The sequence below is a fragment of the Pseudoduganella rivuli genome, assembly GCF_009674485.1.
Classification (GTDB): Bacteria; Pseudomonadota; Gammaproteobacteria; order Burkholderiales; family Burkholderiaceae_D; genus Rugamonas; species Rugamonas rivuli_B.
Map to the genome: position 1 here is coordinate 42,548 of NZ_WKJJ01000025.1, position 23,421 is coordinate 65,968.

Sequence of the window (23,421 nt, forward strand, 5' to 3'; positions counted from 1 at the left end):
AATCTCGGCAAAGGAAAAGCGCCATGCTACGCCAGCCATTAGAATGCATGAAGTGCATTTATTTCACAAAGAATTGAACACCATGCATTCCATCCTGCGCCGCCTCGACTTGAACCTGCTGCCCGTGTTTGACGCGCTGCTGCGCCACCGCTCCGTGACGGCCGCCGCCAATGAACTCGCGATGAGCCCTTCGGCCCTGAGCCACGCGCTGTCGCGCCTGCGCGAAGCGTTGGCCGATGAATTGTTCGTCCGCATCGGCAACGCGATGCAACCGACCGCGTACGCGGAAGCGCTGGCCGCGCCGGTGGCGGCGGCGCTGGAAGCCTTGACGCAGGGCCTGGGCGAAGCGCGGGGCTTCGATCCCGCCACCAGCGAGCGTACGTTTGTGCTGGCCGCCACCGATTACACGGCCTTTGCCGTGCTGCCGCCACTGCTGAAGCGCTTGCAGCAGGCCGCGCCCCGGCTGCGCTGCAAGGTCATCTATTCAAGCGGCCGCGCGTCCAGCGACGAGCTGGCGGCGGGCCGCATCGACTTCGGCATCGGCTATGAGGAAGACCCGATCGCGCCGGCGCCCGGCATCGAAAGCTTCGACTGGCTGGTGGACGATTACGTGGTGATCGCGGCGAACGGCCATCCCGCCATCCGGGGCGCCATCACGCTGCAGCAATACCTGGCCGCGCGCCATGCCGTGGTCACACCGTGGAACGAATCGTCCGGCTATATCGACAAGGTGCTGGAAAAGATGGGACACCGGCGCGACGTGGCGCTGTATCTGCCGTCCGTGCTGGCGGCGCCGTTCGTGATCGGCGGCTCGGAACTGGTGATGACGGTGCCGCGCCAGGCGGCGCTGGCGCTGCGGGAAGCGGCGGCCATCAACATCTTTGATGCGCCGTTCGCCATTCCCCGCTACACCGTCAAGGTGTATGGGCACGTCCGGCACAGCCGGACCGCCGCCCATTCATGGATGAAGAACCTGCTGATGACGCTCAGGGCGACTCGCACAGGCAGTGCGTAATGGCGGCGAATGGTTTGCGCTGGGCCGCCACGTCGTTCAGCCAGTTCAATTCCTTCGCGGTTTCCGCCGCGGCGCCCATGGGCAAGCCGGTCGGCGCAATCGACGCCTTCACGAACGGCGCGAAAGCCTGCGCCACCGATCCGCCAAACAGTTCCAGCAGCTTGTCGAACTTCGACACTTCGCGCTCGATGTAGACCACGCGGTGATCCGGGCCCAGTTTCGCGCGCTCCGCCGCGGTTTTCAGCGCATCGCCATAGCTGCCCAGGCGGTCCACCAGGCCGCGCTCTTTCGCCTGCGTACCGGTCCAGACGCGGCCCTGCGCCACTTCGTCGATCTTCTCCGGCGTGGTCTTGCGCGCGGCCGCCGCGCGGGTCGTGAAATCGCTGTAGATGTGGTTGACGCTGGTCTGGATCAACTGGCGGAAACGCGGGTCCATCGGACGCAGCGGGTTGCCGGCGCCGGCCAGCCACGTGGTGGTCACGCCGCCCGTATGGATGCCCAGCTTGTCGATGACCTTGTCCGCCGTCGGCATCAGGGCGAACACGCCGATCGAGCCCGTCACGGTGTTCGGTTCCGCGATCACTTCGTCGGCCGACATGGAAATCCAGTAGCCGCCCGATGCCGCCACGTTACCCATCGATACGATCACCGGCTTGCCCGCAGCGCGGGTCAGTTCCAGCTCACGGCGGATCAGTTCCGACGCGAACGCGCTGCCGCCAGGCGAATCAACACGCAGCACGACGGCCTTGATGTTCTTGTCTTCGCGCGCCGCGCGGATCAGGTTCGAGGTCGAAATGCCGCCGATCTGGCCCGGTGGCGCCGTGCCGTCGGTGATTTCACCGACCGCCATCACCACGCCAACCGCATCGCCCATGAGTTTCGGACGCACACGGGCCGCGTATTCGTCGAAGCCGACCTGGCGGAACGATTTGCCCTGCGCATCGCGGGCGCCGCGGTCGATCATCATCTGGCGGATTTCATCGCGGGTTTTCAGCCCGTCGACAAACTTGGATTCCTGCGAGAATTTACCGAGGTCGCCGCCCGCCTTTTCAAACAGCGCCGGCAAGTCGTCGATGATTTTCATGATCTGGCCCTGCGGCAGCTTGCGGGCTTTTTCCACTTCGTCCGTGTAGCTGGCCCACAGCGCGTTTTGCAGGTACGCCTCGGCTTCCTGCGCGGCAGGCGACGGGCCATTGGCGATATACGGTTCGGCAAAGCTCTTGTAGGTGCCGACCTTCATCAGGTTGACGGTGATGCCGACCTTGTCCAGCGCGTCGCGGTAGTAATTGCGGTGGCGGCCAAAGCCTTCCAGCAACACGCCGCCCATCGGATGCACGTACACTTCGCTGGCATGCGCGGCCACCAGGTACTGGCGCTGGCTGAAGTTGTTCCCCCAGGCGACGACCTTCTTGCCGGACGCCTTGAAGCGCTCGACCGCGCGCGCCACTTCGCGCAGGCTGGCCTGGCCGCCGCCTTCCATTTCATCGAGCAACAGCAAGGCGCTGCCGACATTCGGGTCCTTGGCGGCGGCGTCCAGCACGTTCAGCACGTCGCGCAGCACCACGGTGCGATGGGTTTCCCCGCCCGTCAGGTTGGCCTTGACGGCATCGCGCACGCCGCTGGCCGACTGTTCCACCAGGTCGCCCTTCAATTCGAGCACCAAGGTGGTTTTTTCTCCCAGCGGCTTGATGCCGCCAAAGAAGATGCCCCACGCCAGCGCCAGCAGCACGATCAGGAACAGTAAATTGAGAATGGCCCTGCGGCCCGCATCCAGTGCGCGCCAGGCAAAGCCGAAGCCCGAGCGCACATAGGAAAAGATGGATCGTGACATCGTTACTCCTTGTTGAAATTTAATTTCTGGCAACACTTTAACGGATACGGGGCCGATTTGCCACTGGGACGGGAGATCAAAAACAACCCGCCCATCACCAGCAATCCATTGACCACCAGCAGCTCCAGGCCGATCCGGTACGAGCCGAACAGCGCGCCCTGCCACAGGTCGATCAGCCAGCACAGCGCCGGCCCGGCCAGCACCACCAGCGGCACCATGCGGTCATCGACGGTGCGCCGCGTCAGGATGCCGAACGCGAACAGGCCCAGCAGCGGTCCATACGTGTAACCAGCCAGCTTCAGGATCACACCGATCATGCTGGGGCTGGCTATCCATTTAAATACCATCACCAGGGCCAGGAACAGCGCACAGAAAGCCAGGTGCACGCGCCGCCGCAGCCGGACCCGCTGCGCTTCGGACAAGTCATTCCGGCGCGCAATGCCCAGCAAGTCGATGCACACGGACGACGTCAGCGCGGTGATCGCGCCATCGGCGCTGGGGAAAAGGGCCGATATCAGCGCAATGAAAAACACCAGTTGCAGCGCGGCCGGCAGATGGCCCATGACAATCGCCGGGAACAGCTGGTCGCCCTTCGCGGCCACGCCCGCCACCGGCGCATACAGGTGCAGCAAGCCGCCGAGGAACAGGAACAGCGCCAGCACCGCCGTCAAAATCACCGTCAGCAGCACCATGTTTTTTTGCGCATCGGCCAGGGTGCGCACGGAAATGTTCTTTTGCATCATTTCCTGATCCATGCCCGTCATGGCGATCGTGATGAACATGCCGGCCACCACCTGTTTCCAGAAATACGCGGGGCTGTGCACATCCAGTGTCAACACGCGCGACAGGCCCTGCCCGTCCATGCGCGCAAGCGCCCCCGCCACGTCGAGGTCCTGCGCATGCAGCAGGAACGCGGCGCAAGCCACCAATCCTGCCAGCATGCCCGCCGTTTGCAGGGTATCGGTCCAGACGATGGTTTTCACGCCGCCGTCGTAGGTGTACAGCAGGATCATGGCCAGGATCACCAGCGCCGTGGCCCAGAATGGCACGCCGAGGCTGTCCAGCAAGGTCGCTTGCAGGATATTGACCACCAGGTATAGCCGCGCGCTGGCGCCCAGCGTGCGCGACAGGATGAAGAAGGCGGCGCCGCTCTGGTACGAGCGCCGTCCCAGCCGCACGTCCAGGTAGTGGTAAATCGACGTCAGCTTGAGCCGGTAATACAGCGGCAACAGCACAAAGGCCACCGTGACGTAACCGAGCACATAGCCCAGCATGATTTGCAGGTAGCCGAAGCCGTCGCGGCCCACGGCGCCCGGCACGCTGATGAAGGTCACGCCGGACAAGGTGGTGCCCACCATGCCGAACGCCACCAGCAGCCAGTTGCTGTTCTTGTTGCCGATAAAAAAACTGTCGTTGGTGGCGTTGCGCGACGTCCGCCAGGCGACACCCAGCAGCAGGGCGAAATACGCGAGGACGACGGCAAACAGGGAAGCGGGAGACATACAATTCCATTACAGAAAACACTGGGGCGCAATATATCACTGCCTTAAAATAGCGCCATGTACTCACAAGACACCATCGCCTACGCCCGGCAACAGGAAACCCTGATCCGCCCCCTCGAATACCGCGCACACGCCCAGCATGACGGCCGCAGCGAAGCCCGCGAAGACGGCATGCGCGATTATGCGCGCGTGCTGTACGCGGCATCGTTCCGCCGCCTGCAGGGCAAGATGCAACTGCTCGGCGTGGACGCCAATCGCTTCAACCGCAACCGGCTGACGCACAGCCTGGAAGTGGCGCAAATCGCCCGTTCGATCGCCGCCGAACTGGGGCTGGAGCGCAGCGTCGTGACGGAAACCTGCTCGCTGGCGCACGACATCGGCAATCCGCCGTTCGGCCACTATGGCGAAAAAATCCTCGACAGCCTGTGCGCGGACGCCGGTGGCTTCGAAGGCAATGCACAGGCGTTCCGTATCTTGCGCACGCTGGAAAAACGCCACTACGGCTATCCGGGCCTGAACCTGACGGTGCGCACGCTGTTCGGCATCACCAAGTATTTCCACACGCGGGCGGAAAACCCGAAGAAATTCCTGTACGACGACGATTACGCGTTCCTGTCCGGCGAACTGGCGAAGCACGGCATCACCGTCACGAAAAGCATCGATGCGCAAATCATGGATTTATCCGATGAAATCGCGTACGCGGCGCACGACGTGGAAGACGCGCTGTCGTTCGGCATCATCACCGTGGGGGAAATCGCCCATGAATTCAAGATCAGCCCCGACTACAGCGGCGCCTATGACCAGTTTTCCCGCATCGCGGATTTCGCGCACAGCGAAGCGCTGAAGTGCGAACAGCATGCATCGTCGGAAGAATATTCGATCGTGCTGCGCAAGGAACTGACGTCGCAGATCGTCTACGAACTGTGCCGCGATATCGCGGTGGTCGACGGGCAGCTGGGGTACAGCTCCAAGCTGTTGCTGGCCAAGGGCCTGAAAAGCTTGCTGTGGCGGGCCATCCTGCGCAAGAAGGATGTGCAGTTGTATGAAAAGCGGGGCGAGAAAATCATCCGCGGCCTGTTCGAAGTGCTGACGGACCGCCACTACAACCGCGACAACATCTTGCTGCCGCCGGAACTGCGCAGCCTGAAGGACAGCCGCGAGCGGCTGGTGATCGATTACATTGCGGGGATGATGGATACGTCGGCGGCGCAGGAGTACGAGAAGTACTTCGGGCCACGCAGCCTGGAGGCGATTTACTGACGCGGCAGTGCGGTTGCCGGCGACGGAGGCGCCCTTCCCGTTTTCCGGATTTACTAATTTACGCTATCCCTTGCTACCTGCCGCTTTCCCGTTCTGATTGAATCTGCCATCAAAAAGCGGGGAACTAAACCGTGTGACAGCGGTCCAAGAATTAGTACGTGTTATCGCTGAACCGCGCTGCTTCGTGTGAGGTAGCAGCCGTTAGCAAAACCGGCTTTTTCGAGGAGACCGCCATGCCCCACATTAACCGCACGATTTTCATGCCGGTGGACTTGCTGGAAGCGTTCAGCAAGCATACCGGCCTTTCGTGGAGCAGCCTGTGAGCATGCTTGCCGAACGCTTTTCATACCTACTTGCTTCCCATGCTGATTAATTTCGAATTGACTCCCCTTCAAAATGTGGCGCCATGGGGGGAGCCAGACAATCTCGGCCTCTCCTGGTTTGGCTTAACGGATGGCCAATATTGGATAAGTGCCGGAGAGGCCTCGCTTTTCGAATATAGCGAACACGCACGCAGCGCCGGCGCGCGGCGCTACTGCGATTACCAGATTGCCCGCCTGCTTGAAGATATCCTCGACATGCTCCCTTCGGTCATGGAGCCCGTGCCACCGGCGCTGGTCCAGTATCTCTCGGGCGATTCGGGGAAGAAGTGGCGCAACAAGCTTTCCTCATGGTCCATCGAACAATTCGATGTGATTGACGAAGACGAATATTGGCGGCTAACTGGGTATGCGGACGCATTGTCCTTTAACCGGTTTCTTGACTCGGCCTTCAAGCGCGCGAGTGGGAATGCCGTGACCACCTCGTGGGATGAGGTGCAGCGTGCAATTATGACGATTTCAGGCGATACCACTGCTTGATGCCAGGTAAGCGCATTCGCCTCCTGTCCGATCAATGCCCGCCCACCACCCGCCGCACCGCCACCACCCGTCCCCCATCCCGCACATCAAGCCGCCCGCTAAACGCCGTCAACCCATACGCCCCCATCACCACCAGCGCCCCGATCCACCCCGTATGCACCAGCCCCAGGTGCTCGACAATCAAGCCCCCGCCCCACGCGCCGCCTGCAATCCCGAGATTGAACGCCGCGATATTCAAGCCGGACGCCACATCCACGGCACGCGGCGTGTAATGCTCCGCCTGCTGCACGACATACACCTGCAACCCCGCCACATTACCAAACGCCACAGCGCCCCACAGCAGCACGGTTGCGACCACCAACACCGGATGCGGCGCCGTGAACGACAGCACCAGCAATACGGCGGCCAGCCCCGCGAAGATGATCTTCAGCGCACCGATCGGACCGCGCCGGTCCGCCAGCTTGCCGCCCCAGATATTGCCGACGGCCACCGACACGCCATACACCAGCATCACCAGCCCCACCGCATTGTCGCCAAAGCCCGCCAGTTTTTGCAGGATCGGCGCCAGATACGTAAAAGCCGTGAACGAACCGCCGTAACCGGCCGCCGTCATCGCATACACCAGCAGCAAGCGCGGCTGGCCCAGCACCTTGACCTGTTGCAGCAGCGATGCGGGCGGGCTGTGGCGAATATTGGAAGGGACGAACAGCAGGCTGCCGATGAACGCCAGCACGCCCAGCGCGGACACGGCAAGGAAGGTGGCGCGCCAGCCCAGGTGCTGGCCGATGAACGTCCCCAGCGGCACACCGGTCACCAGCGCCACCGTCAGGCCGGTGAACATGATGGCGATCGCGCTGGCCGCCTTTTCTTTCGGCACCAGCGACGTGGCGATGGTGGAACCGATGGAAAAGAACACGCCGTGCGCCAGCCCCGTTAAAATGCGCGCGGCCACCAGCGATCCGTAACCGGGCGCCAGCCAAGCCAGCAAGTTGCCGGCGGTGAACAGCACCATCAGCCCCAGCAGCAATTGCTTGCGCGGCACGCGGCCCGTCAGCGCGGTCAAGACCGGCGCGCCGACGGCCACGCCCAGCGCATACAGGCTGACCAGCAGCCCGGCCGATGGCAGGTTGACGCCCAGGTCGGCGGCGATGGTGGGCAGCAGCCCTACGATAACGAATTCGGTGGTCCCGATGGCAAACGCGCTGATGGTCAGCGCCAGCAAGGCAATAGGCATGAATAACTCCTGTCGAGGTTGGATGCCCGGCAGTATCGCGCCTATCGTCTTTGCGAAAAATACGTCATTCGGCAGAATATATTTGAGTGAAAATCAACAATCATGAATGCAGAAGCGCTGGCGCAATTGCTGACTTACAAGATGCCCTACGGCAAATACAAAGACCGCGTGCTGGCCGACCTGCCCGGCCACTACCTGGGCTGGATGGCCCGCGAAGGCTTTCCCAAGGGCCAGCTGGGCAGCCTGCTGGCCCTGATGTACGAGCTGGACCACAACAACCTGCGCGCCCTGCTGGACCCGCTGCGCGCGCCGCGCCGCTGAGCGGCCTACAATGGCAGTTTTAATGGTGGAGACAGACATGGCAGGCACCAGCTACGTGCGCAAGATGGCCGAATACAACGCATGGATGAATGCGAAAGTGTACGAGGCAGCCGGCAAGCTGCCCGCTGAAGAACTGGCCCGCGAGCGCGGCGCCTTTTTCGGCTCCATCCTCGGTACCTTGAACCACCTGCTGGTGGCCGACACCATCTGGCTCAAGCGCTTCGCCGCGCACCCGTCGCAATTTGCCGCGCTGGAAGCCGTGCGGTCACTGCCGCTGCCGGAACGGCTCGACACCATGCTGTTCACGGACCTGGCGCCGATGACGGTGCACCGCGTCTGGCTCGACGGCGTCATCACGGCCTTTGCCGACACCGTCACGGACGCCGAACTGGCGTCCACCCTGCACTACGCGAACACCAAGGGCATCCCCTACTCCCGCCAGTTGTCCGGCGTCCTGATGCACTTCTTCAACCACCAGACCCACCACCGGGGCCAGGTGTCGACGTTGCTGACGCAGGCGGGCGTGGATATCGGCGCTACGGATTTGCTGGTGCTGATACCGGACGCACTGTAATCAGCCGCCGATCTTGGGCGCCGTCAGCGCCGTGAACTCACCGCTGTCGATCAGGCGCTGCAAATCCTGCGCGCCGCCGATCAACGTGCCGTTGATGAACACCATCGGCAACGTCGGCCAGCCCGACCACATCTTCAGCGCCGTGCGGCGGCGCCACTGGCTCAAGTAGCTGCCGTACTCGAGATACGCGTATTGCACGCCCTGGCGGTCCAGCAAGCCCCGCGCCTTGCGGGGGAAGGGATTCATGGCCATGCCGACCACGACGATCTTGTTGGCCGCGACGGCGGCCTGCACTTCCTGCACGATATCGGCATGGTTGCCGCTGATCTTCGCGCGGATGGCGGGGTGGATGCGGGATTCCTCGAGGACTGGGCGGCTCATTATTTTGCAAACTCCGATACTAAATTAGGAAGATGATGGCATTTTTGAGACAACATTTCCACAATGCCACGCTAGAATGGTGTCATATCACCCGTGGAGGAAATCCAATGAAAACGACACTCGCCCTGCTTGTCTTTGCAAGCCTTGCCCTGACGGGCTGCGCCACCCAACCTGCTGCAACCACTGCGCAAGCGCAGGCAGTCACGACGCCCAGCCAGATGATGAAAGCGGAGTATGACACGCCGATCACGGCCAGCCGCGAAGCGCGCCGCACCGTCCAGTAATCCCCGATCTTCAGCGGGAAGTGAACGCCAGCCGCTTCCCTTCCCGCAGCATGTGGGCAAAGTCGTCCGGCGGCACGGGCGGGCTGAAGAAATAGCCCTGTAACTGGTCGCAGCCCAGCTCCCGCAGGAAGCTCATCTGTTCCGCGGTTTCCACCCCTTCGGCCACAATTTCCTGCCGCAGTTGCTGCGCCATCGTGACAATGGCCCGCGCAATCGCGCAATCGTTTTCCTCGTACGGCAAGCCGATGACGAAGGAGCGGTCGATTTTCAGTGTACTGATGGGGAATTTCTTCAGGTAAGCCAGGCTGGAATAGCCGGTACCGAAATCATCCAGCGCCAGCGCCAGGCCCATGGCCACCAGTTCGTTCATGATGCTGATGACGTTGTCGGCGCCGCCCACCAGCAAGCTTTCCGTGATTTCCAGCATCAGCTGTTCCGGCAGCACGCCATGGCGCTGCATCACGTCCGCCATGCGCTCCGGCAGGCGCGCATCGAACTGGCGCGCCGACAGGTTGACGGCAATCGGCGTCATGATCAGGTTCTCGTCCTGCCACGCGCGCACCTGGCGGCACGCTTCTTCCAGCACCCAGTTGCCCAGTTCCAGGATCAGGCCCGTCTCTTCCGCCACGGGAATGAACACGCCGGGCGACACCATGCCGCGCACCGGGTGCTTCCAGCGCAGCAGCGCTTCCGCACCAACGATACGGCCGCTGCGCAGGCTGACTTTGGGCTGGTAATATAGCAGCAATTCATTGTTGTGCAGCGCGCTGCGCAATTCGCTTTCAATGCGCAAATGCTCTTTCGCGCGCTGGTTCATTTCTTCACTGTAGAACAGGAATTCCGCTTCCCCCTGCACGGCTTTCGACGTCGCCACATCCGCATGGCGGATCAGGCTGTTCGTATCGAAACCATCTTCCGGATAGACGGCAATGCCGGTGTGCACGCGCACTTGCAACGTGTGCTGCGCCAGTTCGATCGGCGCGGCCACGGAACTGGCCAGCTTTTGCGCGACGATGGCCGCGTGTTCGCGTTTTTCAATGTGCAGCAGCGCGACCGCGAAGCGGTTGCCGTCCAGCCGCGCCAGGATGTCGCCTTCGCGCAGCACGCCGCGGAATTGCTTGCCGACGGCCTGCAACAGTTCATTGCCGACGTCATGGCCCAGCGTATCGCTGATCGCGCCCAGGCGGCCGATTTCCACCGACAGCAGCGCGCCATGCTCGTGGCTGCGGCGCGCTTCCGTCAGCGCCTGCCCCATCAGTTGCGACAGCAGGCACTGGTTCGGCAAGCCCGTCAGCGTGTCGTAGTTGGCCATGCGCTGCATGCGCGCTTCCGCATCCTTGTGCACGCTGATGTCGGAAAACAGCGAGAACGTGTGACTGATGTTGCCGGCCTCGTCGCGCACGGCGCTGATGGTGACCGATTGCGGGAACAGTTCGCCATTCTTGCGGCGGCCGATGATCTCCCCGCGCCACGGGCCGGCGCCCGTCATCGCGGCGCGCACCTTGGCGCGGAATTCCGCGTCGTGCACGCCGGAACGCAGCAAGTCCGGCGTGCGGCCCAGCGATTCGCCCGGCGTGTAGCCGGTAATGCGGGTGAAGGCGCTGTTGATCGAGACGATGCGTTCGCTGGAATCGGTGATCAGCACGCCCTGGTCGCTGTCTTCGATGATGCGGGCGTGCAGGCTGACTTTGTCCACTTCGGACAACGGTTCATGCACCTGCTTCATGGCCACGTGCATGCCGACCGGTTCGCCGCCGTCATCCTTCAACAGCCGCATGGCCAGCTTGACCCAGATCACGTCGCCGCTCTTGCGGCGGCGCCGCACTTCCGCCGTAACCCGGTTATCCGAGTTCTCCGGGTTGTCGCCCTGGGCCATGAACAGGTCGGCGATGTGGTCGTCTTCATCGTCGTCGGCATGCAGGAACAGGATGTTTTGTCCCAATACTTCGGTGGCCGTGTAGCCAAACAGCGTTTCGGCTGCGGCATTCCATGACGTCAGGTACCCGGCCAGGTCCAGCGTCAAAATCGCTTCGGGCGGCGCCGCCGGCTCGGCCGGCAAGTTGGCGCCAACCCCGGAGCGGGACTGTACTTCAGCCAGCGCCGCATCCAGTTCGGCAAGCGTGGCCGCCAGGGCTTCGCCCTGTTGCGTTCGGGCGGCGAGGCTCAGTGCCAGGCAGCGCTCGATCGCCTTGTCAACCATGGGCCGATCCCCTGTCGGTGGCCACGCTCAGCATCCAGCTGTGCGATTCCCCGACGATGCGGTTGAAGTCGTCCGGCTCCAGCGGCAGCGCCGGCAACCGCGCCGCGATGGCGGCAAAGTCTCGCCGCTCGGCCGCTTCGACCAGCGCCAGCAAGGCGCCCAGTTCTCCTTCCTTGTCCAGCAGCGCATGCGCCACCGCATCGCTGACCGTCAATGGCGCCAGCACTTCCGGCAGCGGCATGCCGAACAGCACGCCCAGCAGCGAAAACATGCCGACCATGAACGCCTGTTCCTGCTGCGGCTTGCCCATGCCGGTTTCGCGCGCCAGCATTTCCAGCGCGTGTGCCCGCACGGCCACGCGCGCCAGCAGCATCGGCGAACGCACGTCGCCTTCGCGCGCGGAAAACAGCATCAGGTTCAGCCAGCGGCGCAATTGCTGGCGGCCCAGGATCAGGATCGCCTGCGCAAAGCTGCCGACCTTGCGGCCCGAACCCATCGACAGCGAATTGACCACCTTCAGCAAGTGATACGACAGCGTCGGATCGCGGCGCAGCAGCGCTTCGATTTCGTGGGTGTCGGCGTCGTTCGACACCAGTTGCACCAGTTGCAGCGCCAGCGCGCGCGACGCGGCTTGCGCCCCCACCGCCTTGGCCGGCGGCGCCAGCGGCCAGTCGCCCGCCAGCCATGCCGCATTGGGCGCCAGCGCGCCCTTGTCGAAGGCGCCATCGACCCGTTGCACCTGCTCCTCCGGCAACACTTTCCAGCCAGCGTCCAGCCACGCCTGTGCATCGTCCAGACCATCCGGAATAAAGCAGGGGAATGCGCCAGCCAGCGTGGTCAGTTCGTCATCGGGCTGCGCGGATGGTGCGGCGGCGGCCAGCAACAGGCCGGCCAGCTTGCCGTTGCGGTCGGCAAGGTGTTCGAGGAAGACAGGTGGGGTGATGCCAGGTACGGTCATGATGCAAGGTGGAACAGTTGTAGTCTCATTATGGTACTCCGAAAACTGTTGGCGATGGTCAACTACCGTGACGCCCCAAGGCTGCCGGCGCCAGCACATCCGGCGCCCAATATTCGAAATTTTTGATGATTCGACCGGATATTTTCCATTTTTTGAAACAAACCGGGCGGCCTATACTGTGTTCCATCGAAGCGGTAAAGACAAGAGCAACGCAGGAAACAACGTTCGAATTTATCGCATAACCCACACAAAGGAGCGCAACATGCTGCAAGTACGTAAAAGTGAAGACCGGGGCCACGCCAACCACGGCTGGCTGGATTCGCACCACACCTTTTCGTTTGGCCACTACTACGATCCCCAGCACACGGGTTTTGGTCCTCTGCTGGTAATCAATGAAGACCGCGTGGCGGCGGGCCAGGGATTTGGCGCCCACGGCCACCGCGACATGGAAATCATTTCCTATGTCCTGGACGGCGCGCTGGAGCACCAGGACAGCATGGGTAACGGTTCCGTGTTGCACTACGGCGACGTGCAGCGCATGACGGCCGGCACCGGCGTGCGCCACAGCGAGTTCAATCATTCGAAAACGGAGGGTGTGCATTTCCTGCAAATCTGGATCCAGCCTTCGCAAACCGGGATCGCTCCCGGCTACGAAGAAAAGCATTTCACGCCGGAAAGCAAGCAAGGCCAGCTGCGCTTGATCGCCTCCAGCGATGGCCGCGACGGCTCCGTGCTGATCCACCAGGATGCGGCGATTTACGCCACCATCCTGAATGGCGCGGATCGCGTGGAGCACGCGCTGGACAAGGACCGGGCCGCCTATGTGCACGTGATCCGGGGCAAAGTCACCGTCAACGGGACCCTGCTGCAAGGCGGCGATGCACTGAAAATCTTGTCGGAAGATAAAGTCGAGATTCACAGTGCGGATGCGGCGGAATTGCTGGTGTTTGACTTGCCATATTGAAAAAGTGAATATGCAACCTAATATAGGCAGCATAGACATTCCGCAAATTTTGCTATGATGCAGGCATGCGTTTCGTCAAAGAAGCGCATGCTTGTCTATTTTGAAGCATTTGAAAGAACGCTATGCAGCCCGTTGCAGAAACACCTGTCAAAGAAGAACTCGATTACGTCACGTCGTGCCTGTTGCCGACCCCCTGGGCGCAATTCACGCTGCACGCGTTCGTCGAGCACGCGACGGGCAAGGAACACCTGGCCATGGTGCTGGGCGATATCACGGACGGCGCGCCGGTGCTGGCGCGCGTGCATTCCGAGTGCCTGACGGGCGACGTGCTGTATTCGCAGCGCTGCGATTGCGGCGCGCAACTGGAAGGCGCGCTGAAACGCGTGGCCGAAGAAGGCCGCGGCGTCGTGCTGTACCTGCGCCAGGAAGGCCGCGGCATCGGCCTGATCAACAAGATGCGCGCCTACCGCCTGCAGGAAGCGGGCTTCGATACCGTGCAAGCCAATGAACAACTGGGCTTCAAGGCCGACCAGCGCAATTACGCGCTGGTGGAACCGATGCTCAAGCAATTCAATATCAGCAGCCTGCGCCTGATGACGAACAATCCGCGCAAGATCGCCGCGATGGAAGCACTGGGCGTCACAGTCGCCGAACGCGTGCCGCTGCTGGTCAACCGCAACAAGTTCAACCAGCACTACCTGAACACCAAGGCTGCCAAGCTGGGCCACATGATGACCCCGCCACCTGCCGCCGCGGAGGATGGCGAGCTGTAATCCCGGCCCACCTCGCCCGCCCCGCATGAACCTGACCATTCATCCTGTAACAACGTTGATTCACTGGGGCAGCGCAAGCGGTTACGGCGCGGCGGCCCTGGTCGCTACCGCATGAAACTACGCCAACTCGCCGTAACACTCACGATCGCATGGGGCAGCACCGCTGCACTGGCCGCCCCCGCCACCTCGCCGGCCGATGCGCCGCGCGCACCGCTCAATACCAATAACGGCAACGGCGCCGCTTCCGCTACGGAAGCCGCCGCCTTGCCGCAGCCGTCAAGTTCCGCACAAAAGCTGTACTCCAGCGCCAAGGCCGACTTGCTGCAAGTGCGCTCGCTGCTGAAAAGCGGCCGCACGCAATCGTCGGTCGGCTCCGGCTTCCTGATCGGGAACAGCAACCTGGTGGTGACCAATTACCACGTGGTGTCGGAGTTCGCGCTGGAACCGGATACCTATGCGGGCGAATGGGTCGATACCGGCGGCCAGCGCGGCAACGTGGAATTGATGGCGGTCGACGTGCTGCACGACCTGGCCGTGGTGCGCGTCAACCGCAACGGCACGGGCGTGTTCAACATGCCGGAACACCTGGCGCGGCTGTCGCAGGGCCAGTATTTGTACTCGCTGGGGAATCCGCTCGACCTGGGCTTCGCGATTTCCGAAGGCGCCTACAACGGCGTGATCGCGCGCAGTTTTTACGACCAGCTGATGTTCACGGGACCCATCAACTCCGGCATGAGCGGCGGGCCCAGCGTGACGGTGAATGGCGAGATCGCCGGTGTCAACGTCTCCAAGCGTCTCGACGGCGAGCTGGTGAGTTTCCTGGTGCCGGCCCGTTATGCGCAGGAATTGCTGAAAACCGTGACGCCGAAAAGCGCGCCGCCCAAGGATTTCACCAACATCGTGGCGCAGCAATTGCTGGCGCACCAGAAAGCCATGGTGGACCAGTTGCTGGCCACGCCGCTGACCATGAAAGCCATGGGCCCGTATAAAGTGCCGGTGCGCGAATCGGAACAGATGCGCTGCTGGGGACGCTCCAACGTCAAGGCGGATAAACCGTTCACGGTCGATATCACCAGCTGCGCCATGGAATCGGCGATCTTCGTGTCGGGCACGCTGCAAACGGGCGCGATCGGCATCCGCCACCAGTTCATGCGCAGCACGGGGCTCGACCCGGTGCGCTTCGCACAACTGTCCAGCGCGTCGTTCAAGAACGAAGGCTTTGGCAGCCACAAGGACAGCCGCCTGACGGGACCGCAATGCACGGAAGAATTCGTGCGCGGCCAGGGCCCGAACAGCGTGCCGCTGCGCGCCGTGCTGTGCGTGCGGGCCTACCGCAAGTTCCAGGGTTTATACGATTTCGCGCTGCTGACAGCCAGCACCGATGAAGGACTGATGAATTTGCAGAGCCGCCTCGACGCGCGGGGCGTGTCCTATGAAAACGGCATGCGCACCGCGCGCGCTTTCCTGGAAGCGCTGTCGCGCGGGACGGCCCAATGACCGCGCCTTACTATATTGAAGTCTTGTCGCGCAGCGGCGACATCCTGCAACGCCACCGCTTCGAGCAATTGCCGATCCATATCGGCCGTGGCTACCACAACGAATTCATCCTCGACGATGCGCATACGGCGGAGCGCCACGCGGTAATCGACGCCGATGCCGACGGCCACCTGGTGATGCACGACCTGGGCAGCCAGAATGGCGTGATCCACCTCGGCAAACGCTTGCCGCAAGTGCCGCTGTCCGGCACCACGGTGGTGCGGCTGGGACACACGCGGCTGCGCGTGCGCAACGCGGATTTCCCCGTGCCGCCGGAAGTGGCCGACACCACCATGCATGCGTGGGAAGGCGGCGTGCCCGCCCTGGCGGGCCTGGCGCTGATCGCGCTGTTCACCGGTGTCGACGTGGCGCTGTCGGACGCGGAATCGTTCAACGCCATCCGCTACCTGCTGGTGATCGCGTCCGGCCTGGGCGCGGGGCTGGTCTGGTGCGGCGTGTGGGCGCTGGCCAACCGGCTGTTCGGCGGCCACGCACGCTTCGGCCGCCACCTGTTCATCCTCGGCAGCGGCCTGATTGCCATCGGCGCCTGGAAAGCCATCAGCAGCGTGCTGGCCTATGCGTGGTCGGCCGAAGTGTTTACCCGCTACGGCAACCTTGCCACGCTGGGACTGGGCTGCGGCATGGTGTTCTTCCACCTGCGCACCATCCTGCCCCGCCACCCGCGCCGCCTGGCCGCGATGTCCTGCCTGCTGATGGCGGCCGGGTCCGGGCTGATGCTGATGAACAATTACCAGAGCACGGGCCGGCTGTCGAATGAACTGTACATGTCGGTGCTGCTGCCGCCTGTGGCGCGCCACAGCCCCGACCATTCCGTCGACGACTTCATGCAGCAGGCCGCCAAGCTGAAGCACCAGGCCGATGCGGCCAAGGCCAAGACCGTGAAGGCGGAGCTGGATGATGACGATGGGGATTGATCGGCGCACAATTGAAATAATTGAAATTTTATTATTTTGATATCCTGACGGCTTTCCACTGCGGAGAGCCGTTTTGCCGAACAATTCGTCCAGTATCTGGTTTGCGCTCGAGCAGCACGAGCGCCGGCTTGGCCATGGCGATGGCTGGCGGCCCGGCTATGACAGCCTGGGGCGGGTAAAGGACGCATCGCACGGATTCGGCCTGCGCGACTTGGCCAGCCAATTGTCCCGTGTCGAGCGCGTGCGGCAGGCCATTGCCGATTCGGGCGAACTGGCCCGGCGCCTCCTCATCAACCGGCTATCCGGCATCTCCCTCGACGCCATCTGGCCCATACTCATCGCAAGCTGCGAAGACATCGCCCTCTACTACGGCGGCTCGGTGGTGGCCGGCGCCACGGTCGGCGCGGCGGGCGGTGCGTTTTTCGGCGGCGTGGGCGCCATCCCCGGTGCGGCAGTGGGCGCCACGGCAGGCGCCCAGGTCGGCGGCTGGGTCATGGCGGCGCTGGGATTGAAGTCACTGGTGGAGGGGCTGGCGACGGCAATTCCCGATGCCCTGCACTACTACGAACGGGGCTTTCGCGAAGCGTGGGGTGCGGCCCCGCAGGACAGGCCGGCGGCCATCCAGGTGTTTGGCGATAGTGCCGGCGGCAACGTACGCCAGGCTGCCTTCGAGTTCGCCAATGGCCACGTGGTGATGGTCGCGGCCATCCTGACGGCGCTGATGGCGTATGTATCGCGCGGCAAAGGCAGCAAGACCCTGGTATTGCAGGAGATCCGCGACAGCGCGCGCCTGGGCCCGAAAGTCGCCCGGTGGATCGAGGAAAACGAACAAAAGCTGGCAAACCATCCAGCCTTGCAATCGCGCCGCAGCAATGCAGTGGGCGGCGCCGCCGGCGAGCCGCCACCTCCGCCGCCGAAACGCGGCCGCCAGCCCGAGGAAAACGAACCGCGCCGGGCGCCAGCCGGCATGCCGCAGAAGAAGGTCCCCTGCTTCCAGCCCAACGACTTGCCGCAGGCCAGCTATCCGGAGTTTGACCGGCAGTTGGCCGGGCAGGAGGCGGGGTTGAATGATATGACGGTGGAGCAATATCTTAAGGGACGGGAAGCATTTGAAAATGGCGATATCAAACGCAGCGCATCCGCAGCAAGAAGTGCTCGGGAGGATTACAAGAAGGAACTCATCGAATCGATACACTTAGAGCTTCGTAAGGCGGGGTGGTCTTCACACGACGCACGGGTTAAAGCTGAAGGAGATGCTGCTAAAAAAATGAGTGCGTTGGCGGCTTTGCACAATCCCGACATGATTGCAGGTGGCCAAGACGTGATCCGCGATTTTGGTGACCGTAACATTAATTCACGTATCGGACCTCAGTGGAGAAGCCGTGTAGGAATTCTAGATCACGCCGCAGCAGAAGTACCGGAACCAATGCGACCGCATGCCAAAATGAATGCAAAACTTGAGCGATGCAAATAGGAACGAAAATTATGGATGAGGACTTCGAATATTTCTTGGAACAAATGGGGCCATCGACTCACAAACGCACCGTCCCCACCTCAAGCATTGAGCGCTACCGAGGAAAACTTCCGGACCAACTGCTGGCGTACTGGGAAGAACATGGCTGGTGTGGCTATGCCGATGGCCTGTTCTGGACAGTTGACCCGCAAGAATATGAGCCAGTGCTGGAAGCTTGGATAGGCGACACACCGCTAATGGAAAAAGACGCTTATCACATCATTGCTCGGAGTGCTTTCGGCAAATTGTACTTTTGGGGGGAACGCACGGGCGACTCATTGAAAGTCTTTGCGCCAGGCTCATATTGCTTCCCACGTAAAGCGATGTATGAAGAAAGTGAGCTGGATTTTGGGTTGCGCATATTCTTCAGCAACCGGGACCGCAAAGAAAATGATTTCGATGACTTGTTCACTCCAGCGATGAATAAGCTGGGACCGTTAACGTGCGATGAAATGTACGGCTTCGTGCCCGCGCTGGCACTGGGCGGCCCGTCAGACCTGGCGCACCTGCAAAAGATCAAGGCCGTCGAGCACCTGGTATTCCTCGCCCAGCTCGCACCGCTGGAAGTCATGACGCCGCCGTAGTTAGCACACTTGGGCACATCCGTACCAGAATGGAATAAACCCAGAACGAGGAAAATAGGAATTGGGAATGGATGAACACTTCGAAATGTTCTGGGGGGAATTCGGACCTGCCACTCACACGCGCCTCGTACCGCCTTCAAGCATTGATCGCTATCGCGGCAAACTCCCCGAGCAATTGTTGGCCTACTGGGAGGAGCACGGATGGTGCGGTTACGCTGATGGATTGTTCTGGACTGTCAATCCGCAAGAATACGAGCCGGTATTGGAGGCCTGGATCGGCGATACGGCATTCATGGAAAAGGATGCGTACCACATCATTGCAAGAAGCGCCTTTGGGAAATTGTACTTTTGGGGTGAGCGTACAGGAGAGTCATTAAAGGTCTTCTCGCCAGGTTCGTGTTGCTTTCCTCGCGAATCGTTATATCAGAACGGCCAACTGGAACGCGGGCTACGTGCGTTCTTCGGCAACCGAGATCGTGATGAAAACGACTTTGCAGACCTATTCGCTCCTGCCCTGGATAAGCTCGGGCCGCTGGCCCACGACGAAATGTACGGCTTCGTGCCCGCGCTGGCCTTGGGCGGCCCGTCAGACCTGGCTCACCTGCAAAAGATCAAGGCCGTCGAGCACCTGGTATTCCTCGCCCAGCTCGCACCGCTGGAAGTCATGACGCCGCCCTGACAATGAGGTAAGTCATCAAAACTTATGGATGAAGATTTCGAATATTTCATGCAGACGATGGGGCCAGCCATACTCCAACGTCATGTGCCACGATCAACCGTGGAACGTTTCCGCAACAAGTTACCCAACCAATTGCTGGAATATTGGCAGGAACACGGATGGTGTGGCTACGCCAATGGGTTGTTCTGGACCGTCGATCCGCAGGAGTACGAACCTGTGGTGAAGGCCTGGATCGGGGGGACGTCCTTAATGGATAAGGACACTTATCACATCATTGCACGGAGCGCATTTGGCGAATTGTACTTTTGGGGTGAACGCACTGGCGACTCATTGAAAGTCTTCGCGCCAGGCTCGTATTGCTTCCCTCGTAAAGCGATGTATGAAGAAAGTGAGCTGGATTTTGGGTTGCGCATTTTCTTCGGCAACCGTGACCGCGAAGAAAATGATTTCGGTGACTTGTTCACACCCGCATTGAAGAAACTTGGGCCGCTGGCTCACGACGAAATGTACGGCTTCGTTCCGGCTCTGGTCTTGGGCGGTTCGTCAGATCTGGCGCGCCTGCAAAAGGTCAAGGCGGTCGAACATCTCGTATTCCTCGCCCAGCTTGAATCGCTGGAAATCATGACGCCGCCCTGCCTATGAGGTAAGTCATCAAGACTTATGGACGAGGATTTCGAATTTTTTCTGGCGAAGATGGGCCCGGACATACACCGACGACCTGTCCCGCTGTCCAGCATAGAACGTTACCGGGGCAAGTTACCCGACCAGTTGCTGGCATACTGGCAGGAACATGGCTGGTGTGGTTACGCCGATGGCTTGTTCTGGACCGTTGATCCGCAAGAGTACGAACCTGTGCTGGAGGCCTGGATCGGGGATACATCCTTTATGGAAAAGGATGCTTATCACATCATCGCAAGAAGCGCCTTTGGAAAGCTGTACCTCTGGGGCGAACGCACCGGCCATTCGTTAAAGATTTTCGCGCCTGGAACCTATTGCTTCCCCAGCGACGAAGTCGCCCCGGACGACGATCTCGATTTTGAGTTACGCATGTTTTTCGGCGCACGGAAACGCAAGGAGAACGATTTCGCGGACCTGTTTGCACCAGCGATGAACAAGCTGGGTCCATTGGGTTACGACGACATGTACGGCTTCGTTCCCGCGCTGGCCCTGTGCGGCCCGTCAGACCTGGCACACCTGCAAAAGGTCAAGGCCGTCGAGCACCTGGTATTCCTCGCCCAGTTGGCCCCGCTGGAAGTCATGACGCCGCCATAAGGGTCGGCACATGCGCCGCCGTTCGTACCGCATCGGCAGCTCAGGCAACCCTGAACCCCTGCTGCCGCGCCGCCACGCGCAGCGCATCAAGGAACATCCGCGTCCGCTTCGGCAAGCCGCGCGAGCCATAGACCGCGTGCATTTGCGCCGGTTGCCCGCTGGCCGATACCACGACGTAAGCGGGACACACCCGCACCAGTGCGCCGCTTTGCAGGTATGGCGCCGCCACCCAACTGGCCACGCGGCCGATCCCCGCGCCGGCCAGCACCAGCTCCAGCAAGCCGTTGCCCGTGTTGACGCGGTGCGCCGCCCGCATATGCACGCGCACCGTGCGCTGTGCCGACGCAAAGTGCCAGTCCTTCAAAATACGCGGCGCAATATGCTGCACCAGCCGGTGTTCCGCCAGGTGTTCCGGTTCGGCCGGACTGCCCCACTGCTCCACATAGCCCGGCGCCGCGCACAGCAGGCGGTCGTATTCCCACAGCGGATAGCCCAGTAAATCGCTGGGCGCCGGAAACGCGCCGCGGATCGCGAAATCCAGTTTTTCCTGGATCGGGTCGACCAGCGCATCGGAATACAGCACATCGATCTGCACGTCCGGGAAGCGCGCCGCCAGCCGCGCTATCTGCGCGGGAAAGAAATGGCGGCTGCCGATCTCCGGCGCGGAAAACCGGATCCACCCTTTCGGCGTTTCCTGCACATCCGCCAGCGATTCTTCCGCTTCAGCCTGCATGTCGAGGATGCGCCGCGCATAGTCGTAATACACGTCGCCCGCCGCCGTCAGCGCCACCCTTTTTTGCGAGCGCTGCAACAGCGCCATGCCCAGCTGGGTTTCCAGCGCCTGCACGGTGCGGGTGGCGGAACTGGGCGAGATGCCCAGCATGCGCGCCGCCGTCACGAAGCTGTGGCGTTCGATCACGGCGCAAAACACTTTCAGTTCCCACAATGTGCGACCTTGCATGGTTCTCCTTCAATAAACGCGATTTCCGCAACAAGATATTGCAACAACGCGCCGGATCGGGCAACTACACTGCCTGCACTTCATTGACCAGCCAAGGACATGCCATGCACCACACTCCCCTGCAATTCGACGATATCCGCCAGGCCGCCGCGCGCATCGCGGGCAGCGCCCACCGCACGCCGGTGCTGACGTCGCGCGCCGCGAACCAGCTGGCCAGCGCGGAACTGTTCTTCAAATGTGAAAACTTCCAGCGCGTGGGCGCGTTCAAATTCCGCGGCGCGTATAACGCCCTGTCGCGCTTCACGCCGGAACAGCGCAAGGCCGGCGTCGTGACGTATTCATCAGGTAACCATGCGCAGGCCACCGCGCTGGCGGCCCGGTTACTGGGTATTCCCGCCACCATCGTGATGCCGCACGACGCGCCGCAAACCAAAGTCACCGCCACCAAAGGCTATGGCGCGGAAGTGCTGGCCTACGACCGCTATACGGAAGACCGCGAGGCGATCGGCCGCGAGCTGGCGCAAACGCGCGGCATGACCCTGGTGCAGCCGTATGACCATCCGGACGTGATTTGCGGCCAGGGTACGGCGGCGCTGGAATTGTTCGAGGAAGTGGGGACGCTGGACGTGCTGCTGGTCTGCCTTGGCGGCGGCGGCCTGCTGGCGGGTTCCGCGCTGGCAGCATCCGGCATGGCGCCGGATTGCGACGTGATCGGCGTCGAACCGGAAGCGGGCAACGATGGCCAGCAATCGCTGCGCGAAGGCCGCATCGTCCATATTCCCGTGCCGGACACCATTGCCGACGGCGCCAAGGTTACCCACATCGGCGAGCATAATTTCGCCGTGATCCGGCGTCATGTGAAGCAGATCGTCACGGTCAGCGATGCGCAACTGGCCGACACCATGCGCTTCTTCGCATCGCGCATGAAAATCGTGGTGGAACCGACCGGCTGCCTGGGCGCCGCCGCCGCGCTGCACGGCGCCTGGCCGCTGCAGGGCAAGCGCGTGGGCGTGATCGTCAGCGGCGGCAACGTGGATTTGCCGGTCATGGCCCAACTGTTCGGCCAGGCGAATCCTTAACGACTGTGGCGCGCCGCCAGCAGCCACAAGGCAAATGCGGCTTCCCCCACCAGCGGCGGCAGCATGATGAACGGGAACAGCATGTCCGCCACCGCTGGCGCCAGCAGCAGCGCAAAGCTGTTGACCAGGTAACTGGCGCCCGCCAGCGCCATCAGCACGCCCAGCGCCTTCGGCGCGAAGCCGGAGCGGAACAGCAGCCAGCCGCGCGCCACACAGGCCACGCCAAAGAAAATCAGGCCGATGCCAAAACCGAAGCCGTGCACTTTCACGGCGAGGTACGCCATGGCCTGCAACTGCTCGGGCGGAAACGCCTTCAGGTATGCCGCATTCCCCAGCAGGAACAGCGGCAGCAGCAGGTTCAATTTATTTGCCGCCAGCACGGCGGTCTGCACCAGGTTGATCAAGGTGGCGAACAACGCCACGCCGCGATGCACGGGCCGCAGCAGCAGGTACAGCACGACGATCACGGGCAAGTCCAGCACGTGCATCAGCAAGTCGCCGGCAATGGCCGCGCGCCACAAGCCTTCGGACGCCATGATGTTGTGCGCCGTGGCCGCCGCGTCGCCGGAGACCACCAGCGCGCCGCGCACTTTCATTTCGCCAAACGCGCCCAGCACGATCAGCACCAGGTACAGCAGGCCCGCCATCCGCAACTGCCAAGCGTGCGGCCGCTCGGCCGCAAAAAACGCCGGGGAGACGGCCATC

At 62.1% G+C, this 23,421-nt stretch carries 24 protein-coding genes; 16 read left to right on the forward strand and 8 right to left on the reverse strand.

What is annotated here, in order from left to right; translation table 11 throughout:
- The first annotated feature begins 43 nt into the window (after positions 1 to 43).
- Positions 44 to 1,015: a LysR family transcriptional regulator gene (locus tag GJ700_RS29745; protein ID WP_154380885.1), complete on the forward strand. Its 972-nt coding sequence runs from the start codon at positions 44 to 46 to the stop codon at positions 1,013 to 1,015.
- Here the strand turns inward: GJ700_RS29745 and sppA are convergent.
- The gene (gene sppA, locus GJ700_RS29750) at positions 987 to 2,846 is read right to left on the reverse strand and encodes a signal peptide peptidase SppA (RefSeq protein WP_154380887.1); all 1,860 of its coding nucleotides are present in this window, start codon (positions 2,844 to 2,846) and stop codon (positions 987 to 989) included. The genes GJ700_RS29745 and sppA overlap by 29 nt on opposite strands.
- 2 nt (positions 2,847 to 2,848) lie before the next feature.
- Complete coding sequence (locus GJ700_RS29755; RefSeq protein WP_154380889.1) at positions 2,849 to 4,348, reverse strand: sodium:solute symporter; 1,500 nt, start codon at positions 4,346 to 4,348, stop codon at positions 2,849 to 2,851.
- A gap of 57 nt (positions 4,349 to 4,405) precedes the next feature.
- On the opposite strand from GJ700_RS29755, the gene dgt reads away from it, so the two are divergent.
- The gene (gene dgt / locus GJ700_RS29760) at positions 4,406 to 5,608 is read left to right on the forward strand and encodes a dGTP triphosphohydrolase (RefSeq protein WP_154380891.1); all 1,203 of its coding nucleotides are present in this window, start codon (positions 4,406 to 4,408) and stop codon (positions 5,606 to 5,608) included.
- Positions 5,609 to 5,937: 329 nt separating this feature from the next.
- Positions 5,938 to 6,468, forward strand: coding sequence for a DUF5984 family protein (locus tag GJ700_RS29765; RefSeq protein WP_154380893.1), 531 nt, complete (start codon positions 5,938 to 5,940; stop codon positions 6,466 to 6,468).
- A 31-nt stretch (positions 6,469 to 6,499) separates the two neighbouring features.
- Here the strand turns inward: GJ700_RS29765 and GJ700_RS29770 are convergent, their stop codons facing one another.
- Positions 6,500 to 7,702, reverse strand: coding sequence for an MFS transporter (locus GJ700_RS29770; protein WP_154380894.1), 1,203 nt, complete (start codon positions 7,700 to 7,702; stop codon positions 6,500 to 6,502).
- A 102-nt stretch (positions 7,703 to 7,804) separates the two neighbouring features.
- Between GJ700_RS29770 and GJ700_RS29775 the strand changes: the two genes are divergently transcribed.
- Positions 7,805 to 8,023 (forward strand): DUF3820 family protein, encoded by a 219-nt coding sequence (locus GJ700_RS29775; protein ID WP_154380896.1) that lies wholly within the window; start codon positions 7,805 to 7,807, stop codon positions 8,021 to 8,023.
- A gap of 37 nt (positions 8,024 to 8,060) precedes the next feature.
- Positions 8,061 to 8,597: a DinB family protein gene (locus tag GJ700_RS29780; RefSeq protein WP_154380898.1), complete on the forward strand. Its 537-nt coding sequence runs from the start codon at positions 8,061 to 8,063 to the stop codon at positions 8,595 to 8,597.
- Here GJ700_RS29780 and GJ700_RS29785 read toward each other — a convergent pair whose 3' ends face one another.
- On the reverse strand, positions 8,598 to 8,978 hold the full coding sequence (locus GJ700_RS29785; RefSeq protein ID WP_154380900.1) for a glutaredoxin: 381 nt from the start codon (positions 8,976 to 8,978) through the stop codon (positions 8,598 to 8,600).
- A 107-nt stretch (positions 8,979 to 9,085) separates the two neighbouring features.
- On the opposite strand from GJ700_RS29785, the gene GJ700_RS29790 reads away from it, so the two are divergent.
- Entirely contained in the window at positions 9,086 to 9,262 is a 177-nt protein-coding gene (locus tag GJ700_RS29790; RefSeq protein ID WP_154380902.1) for a hypothetical protein, read from the forward strand.
- Positions 9,263 to 9,272: 10 nt separating this feature from the next.
- On the opposite strand, the gene GJ700_RS29795 is transcribed toward GJ700_RS29790, so the two are convergent.
- Entirely contained in the window at positions 9,273 to 11,462 is a 2,190-nt protein-coding gene (locus GJ700_RS29795) for a putative bifunctional diguanylate cyclase/phosphodiesterase (RefSeq protein ID WP_154380904.1), read from the reverse strand.
- Positions 11,455 to 12,420, reverse strand: coding sequence for an EAL and HDOD domain-containing protein (locus GJ700_RS29800; protein WP_195764051.1), 966 nt, complete (start codon positions 12,418 to 12,420; stop codon positions 11,455 to 11,457). The genes GJ700_RS29795 and GJ700_RS29800 overlap by 8 nt, the downstream gene beginning before the upstream one ends.
- 262 nt (positions 12,421 to 12,682) lie before the next feature.
- On the opposite strand from GJ700_RS29800, the gene GJ700_RS29805 reads away from it, so the two are divergent.
- The 9 genes from GJ700_RS29805 (at position 12,683) to GJ700_RS29845 (ending at position 20,676) form a co-directional block, all read left to right on the forward strand.
- Positions 12,683 to 13,384, forward strand: coding sequence for a pirin family protein (locus GJ700_RS29805; protein WP_154380908.1), 702 nt, complete (start codon positions 12,683 to 12,685; stop codon positions 13,382 to 13,384).
- A gap of 122 nt (positions 13,385 to 13,506) precedes the next feature.
- Positions 13,507 to 14,157: a GTP cyclohydrolase II gene (ribA, locus tag GJ700_RS29810; protein WP_154380910.1), complete on the forward strand. Its 651-nt coding sequence runs from the start codon at positions 13,507 to 13,509 to the stop codon at positions 14,155 to 14,157.
- Positions 14,158 to 14,268: 111 nt separating this feature from the next.
- Entirely contained in the window at positions 14,269 to 15,654 is a 1,386-nt protein-coding gene (locus tag GJ700_RS29815; RefSeq protein ID WP_154380912.1) for a S1 family peptidase, read from the forward strand.
- A complete protein-coding gene (locus GJ700_RS29820; RefSeq protein WP_154380914.1) occupies positions 15,651 to 16,628 on the forward strand; it encodes an FHA domain-containing protein in 978 nt (325 codons plus the stop codon). Before GJ700_RS29815 ends, GJ700_RS29820 begins: the two co-directional genes overlap by 4 nt.
- A 73-nt stretch (positions 16,629 to 16,701) precedes the next feature.
- Positions 16,702 to 18,102, forward strand: coding sequence for a DUF6861 domain-containing protein (locus GJ700_RS29825; protein WP_154380916.1), 1,401 nt, complete (start codon positions 16,702 to 16,704; stop codon positions 18,100 to 18,102).
- Positions 18,103 to 18,113: 11 nt separating this feature from the next.
- Positions 18,114 to 18,725 carry a GAD-like domain-containing protein gene (locus tag GJ700_RS29830; RefSeq protein WP_154380917.1) on the forward strand — a complete coding sequence of 204 codons (612 nt, stop codon included), beginning with the start codon at positions 18,114 to 18,116 and terminating at the stop codon, positions 18,723 to 18,725.
- 67 nt (positions 18,726 to 18,792) lie between these two features.
- A complete protein-coding gene (locus GJ700_RS29835; protein ID WP_154380919.1) occupies positions 18,793 to 19,404 on the forward strand; it encodes a GAD-like domain-containing protein in 612 nt (203 codons plus the stop codon).
- A 24-nt stretch (positions 19,405 to 19,428) separates the two neighbouring features.
- A complete protein-coding gene (locus tag GJ700_RS29840; protein ID WP_154380921.1) occupies positions 19,429 to 20,046 on the forward strand; it encodes a GAD-like domain-containing protein in 618 nt (205 codons plus the stop codon).
- An 18-nt stretch (positions 20,047 to 20,064) separates the two neighbouring features.
- Entirely contained in the window at positions 20,065 to 20,676 is a 612-nt protein-coding gene (locus GJ700_RS29845) for a GAD-like domain-containing protein (RefSeq protein WP_154380923.1), read from the forward strand.
- A gap of 40 nt (positions 20,677 to 20,716) precedes the next feature.
- Here the strand turns inward: GJ700_RS29845 and GJ700_RS29850 are convergent, their stop codons facing one another.
- Positions 20,717 to 21,637 (reverse strand): LysR family transcriptional regulator, encoded by a 921-nt coding sequence (locus tag GJ700_RS29850; protein ID WP_154380925.1) that lies wholly within the window; start codon positions 21,635 to 21,637, stop codon positions 20,717 to 20,719.
- 104 nt (positions 21,638 to 21,741) lie between these two features.
- Here GJ700_RS29850 and GJ700_RS29855 point away from each other — a divergent pair, with 104 nt between their 5' ends.
- Complete coding sequence (locus GJ700_RS29855) at positions 21,742 to 22,716, forward strand: threo-3-hydroxy-L-aspartate ammonia-lyase (RefSeq protein ID WP_154380927.1); 975 nt, start codon at positions 21,742 to 21,744, stop codon at positions 22,714 to 22,716.
- On the opposite strand, the gene GJ700_RS29860 is transcribed toward GJ700_RS29855, so the two are convergent.
- Positions 22,713 to 23,420, reverse strand: a complete 708-nt coding sequence (locus GJ700_RS29860) for a DUF4386 domain-containing protein (RefSeq protein ID WP_154380929.1) — start codon at positions 23,418 to 23,420, stop codon at positions 22,713 to 22,715. The genes GJ700_RS29855 and GJ700_RS29860 overlap by 4 nt on opposite strands.
- Between the last annotated feature and the right edge of the window lies 1 nt (position 23,421).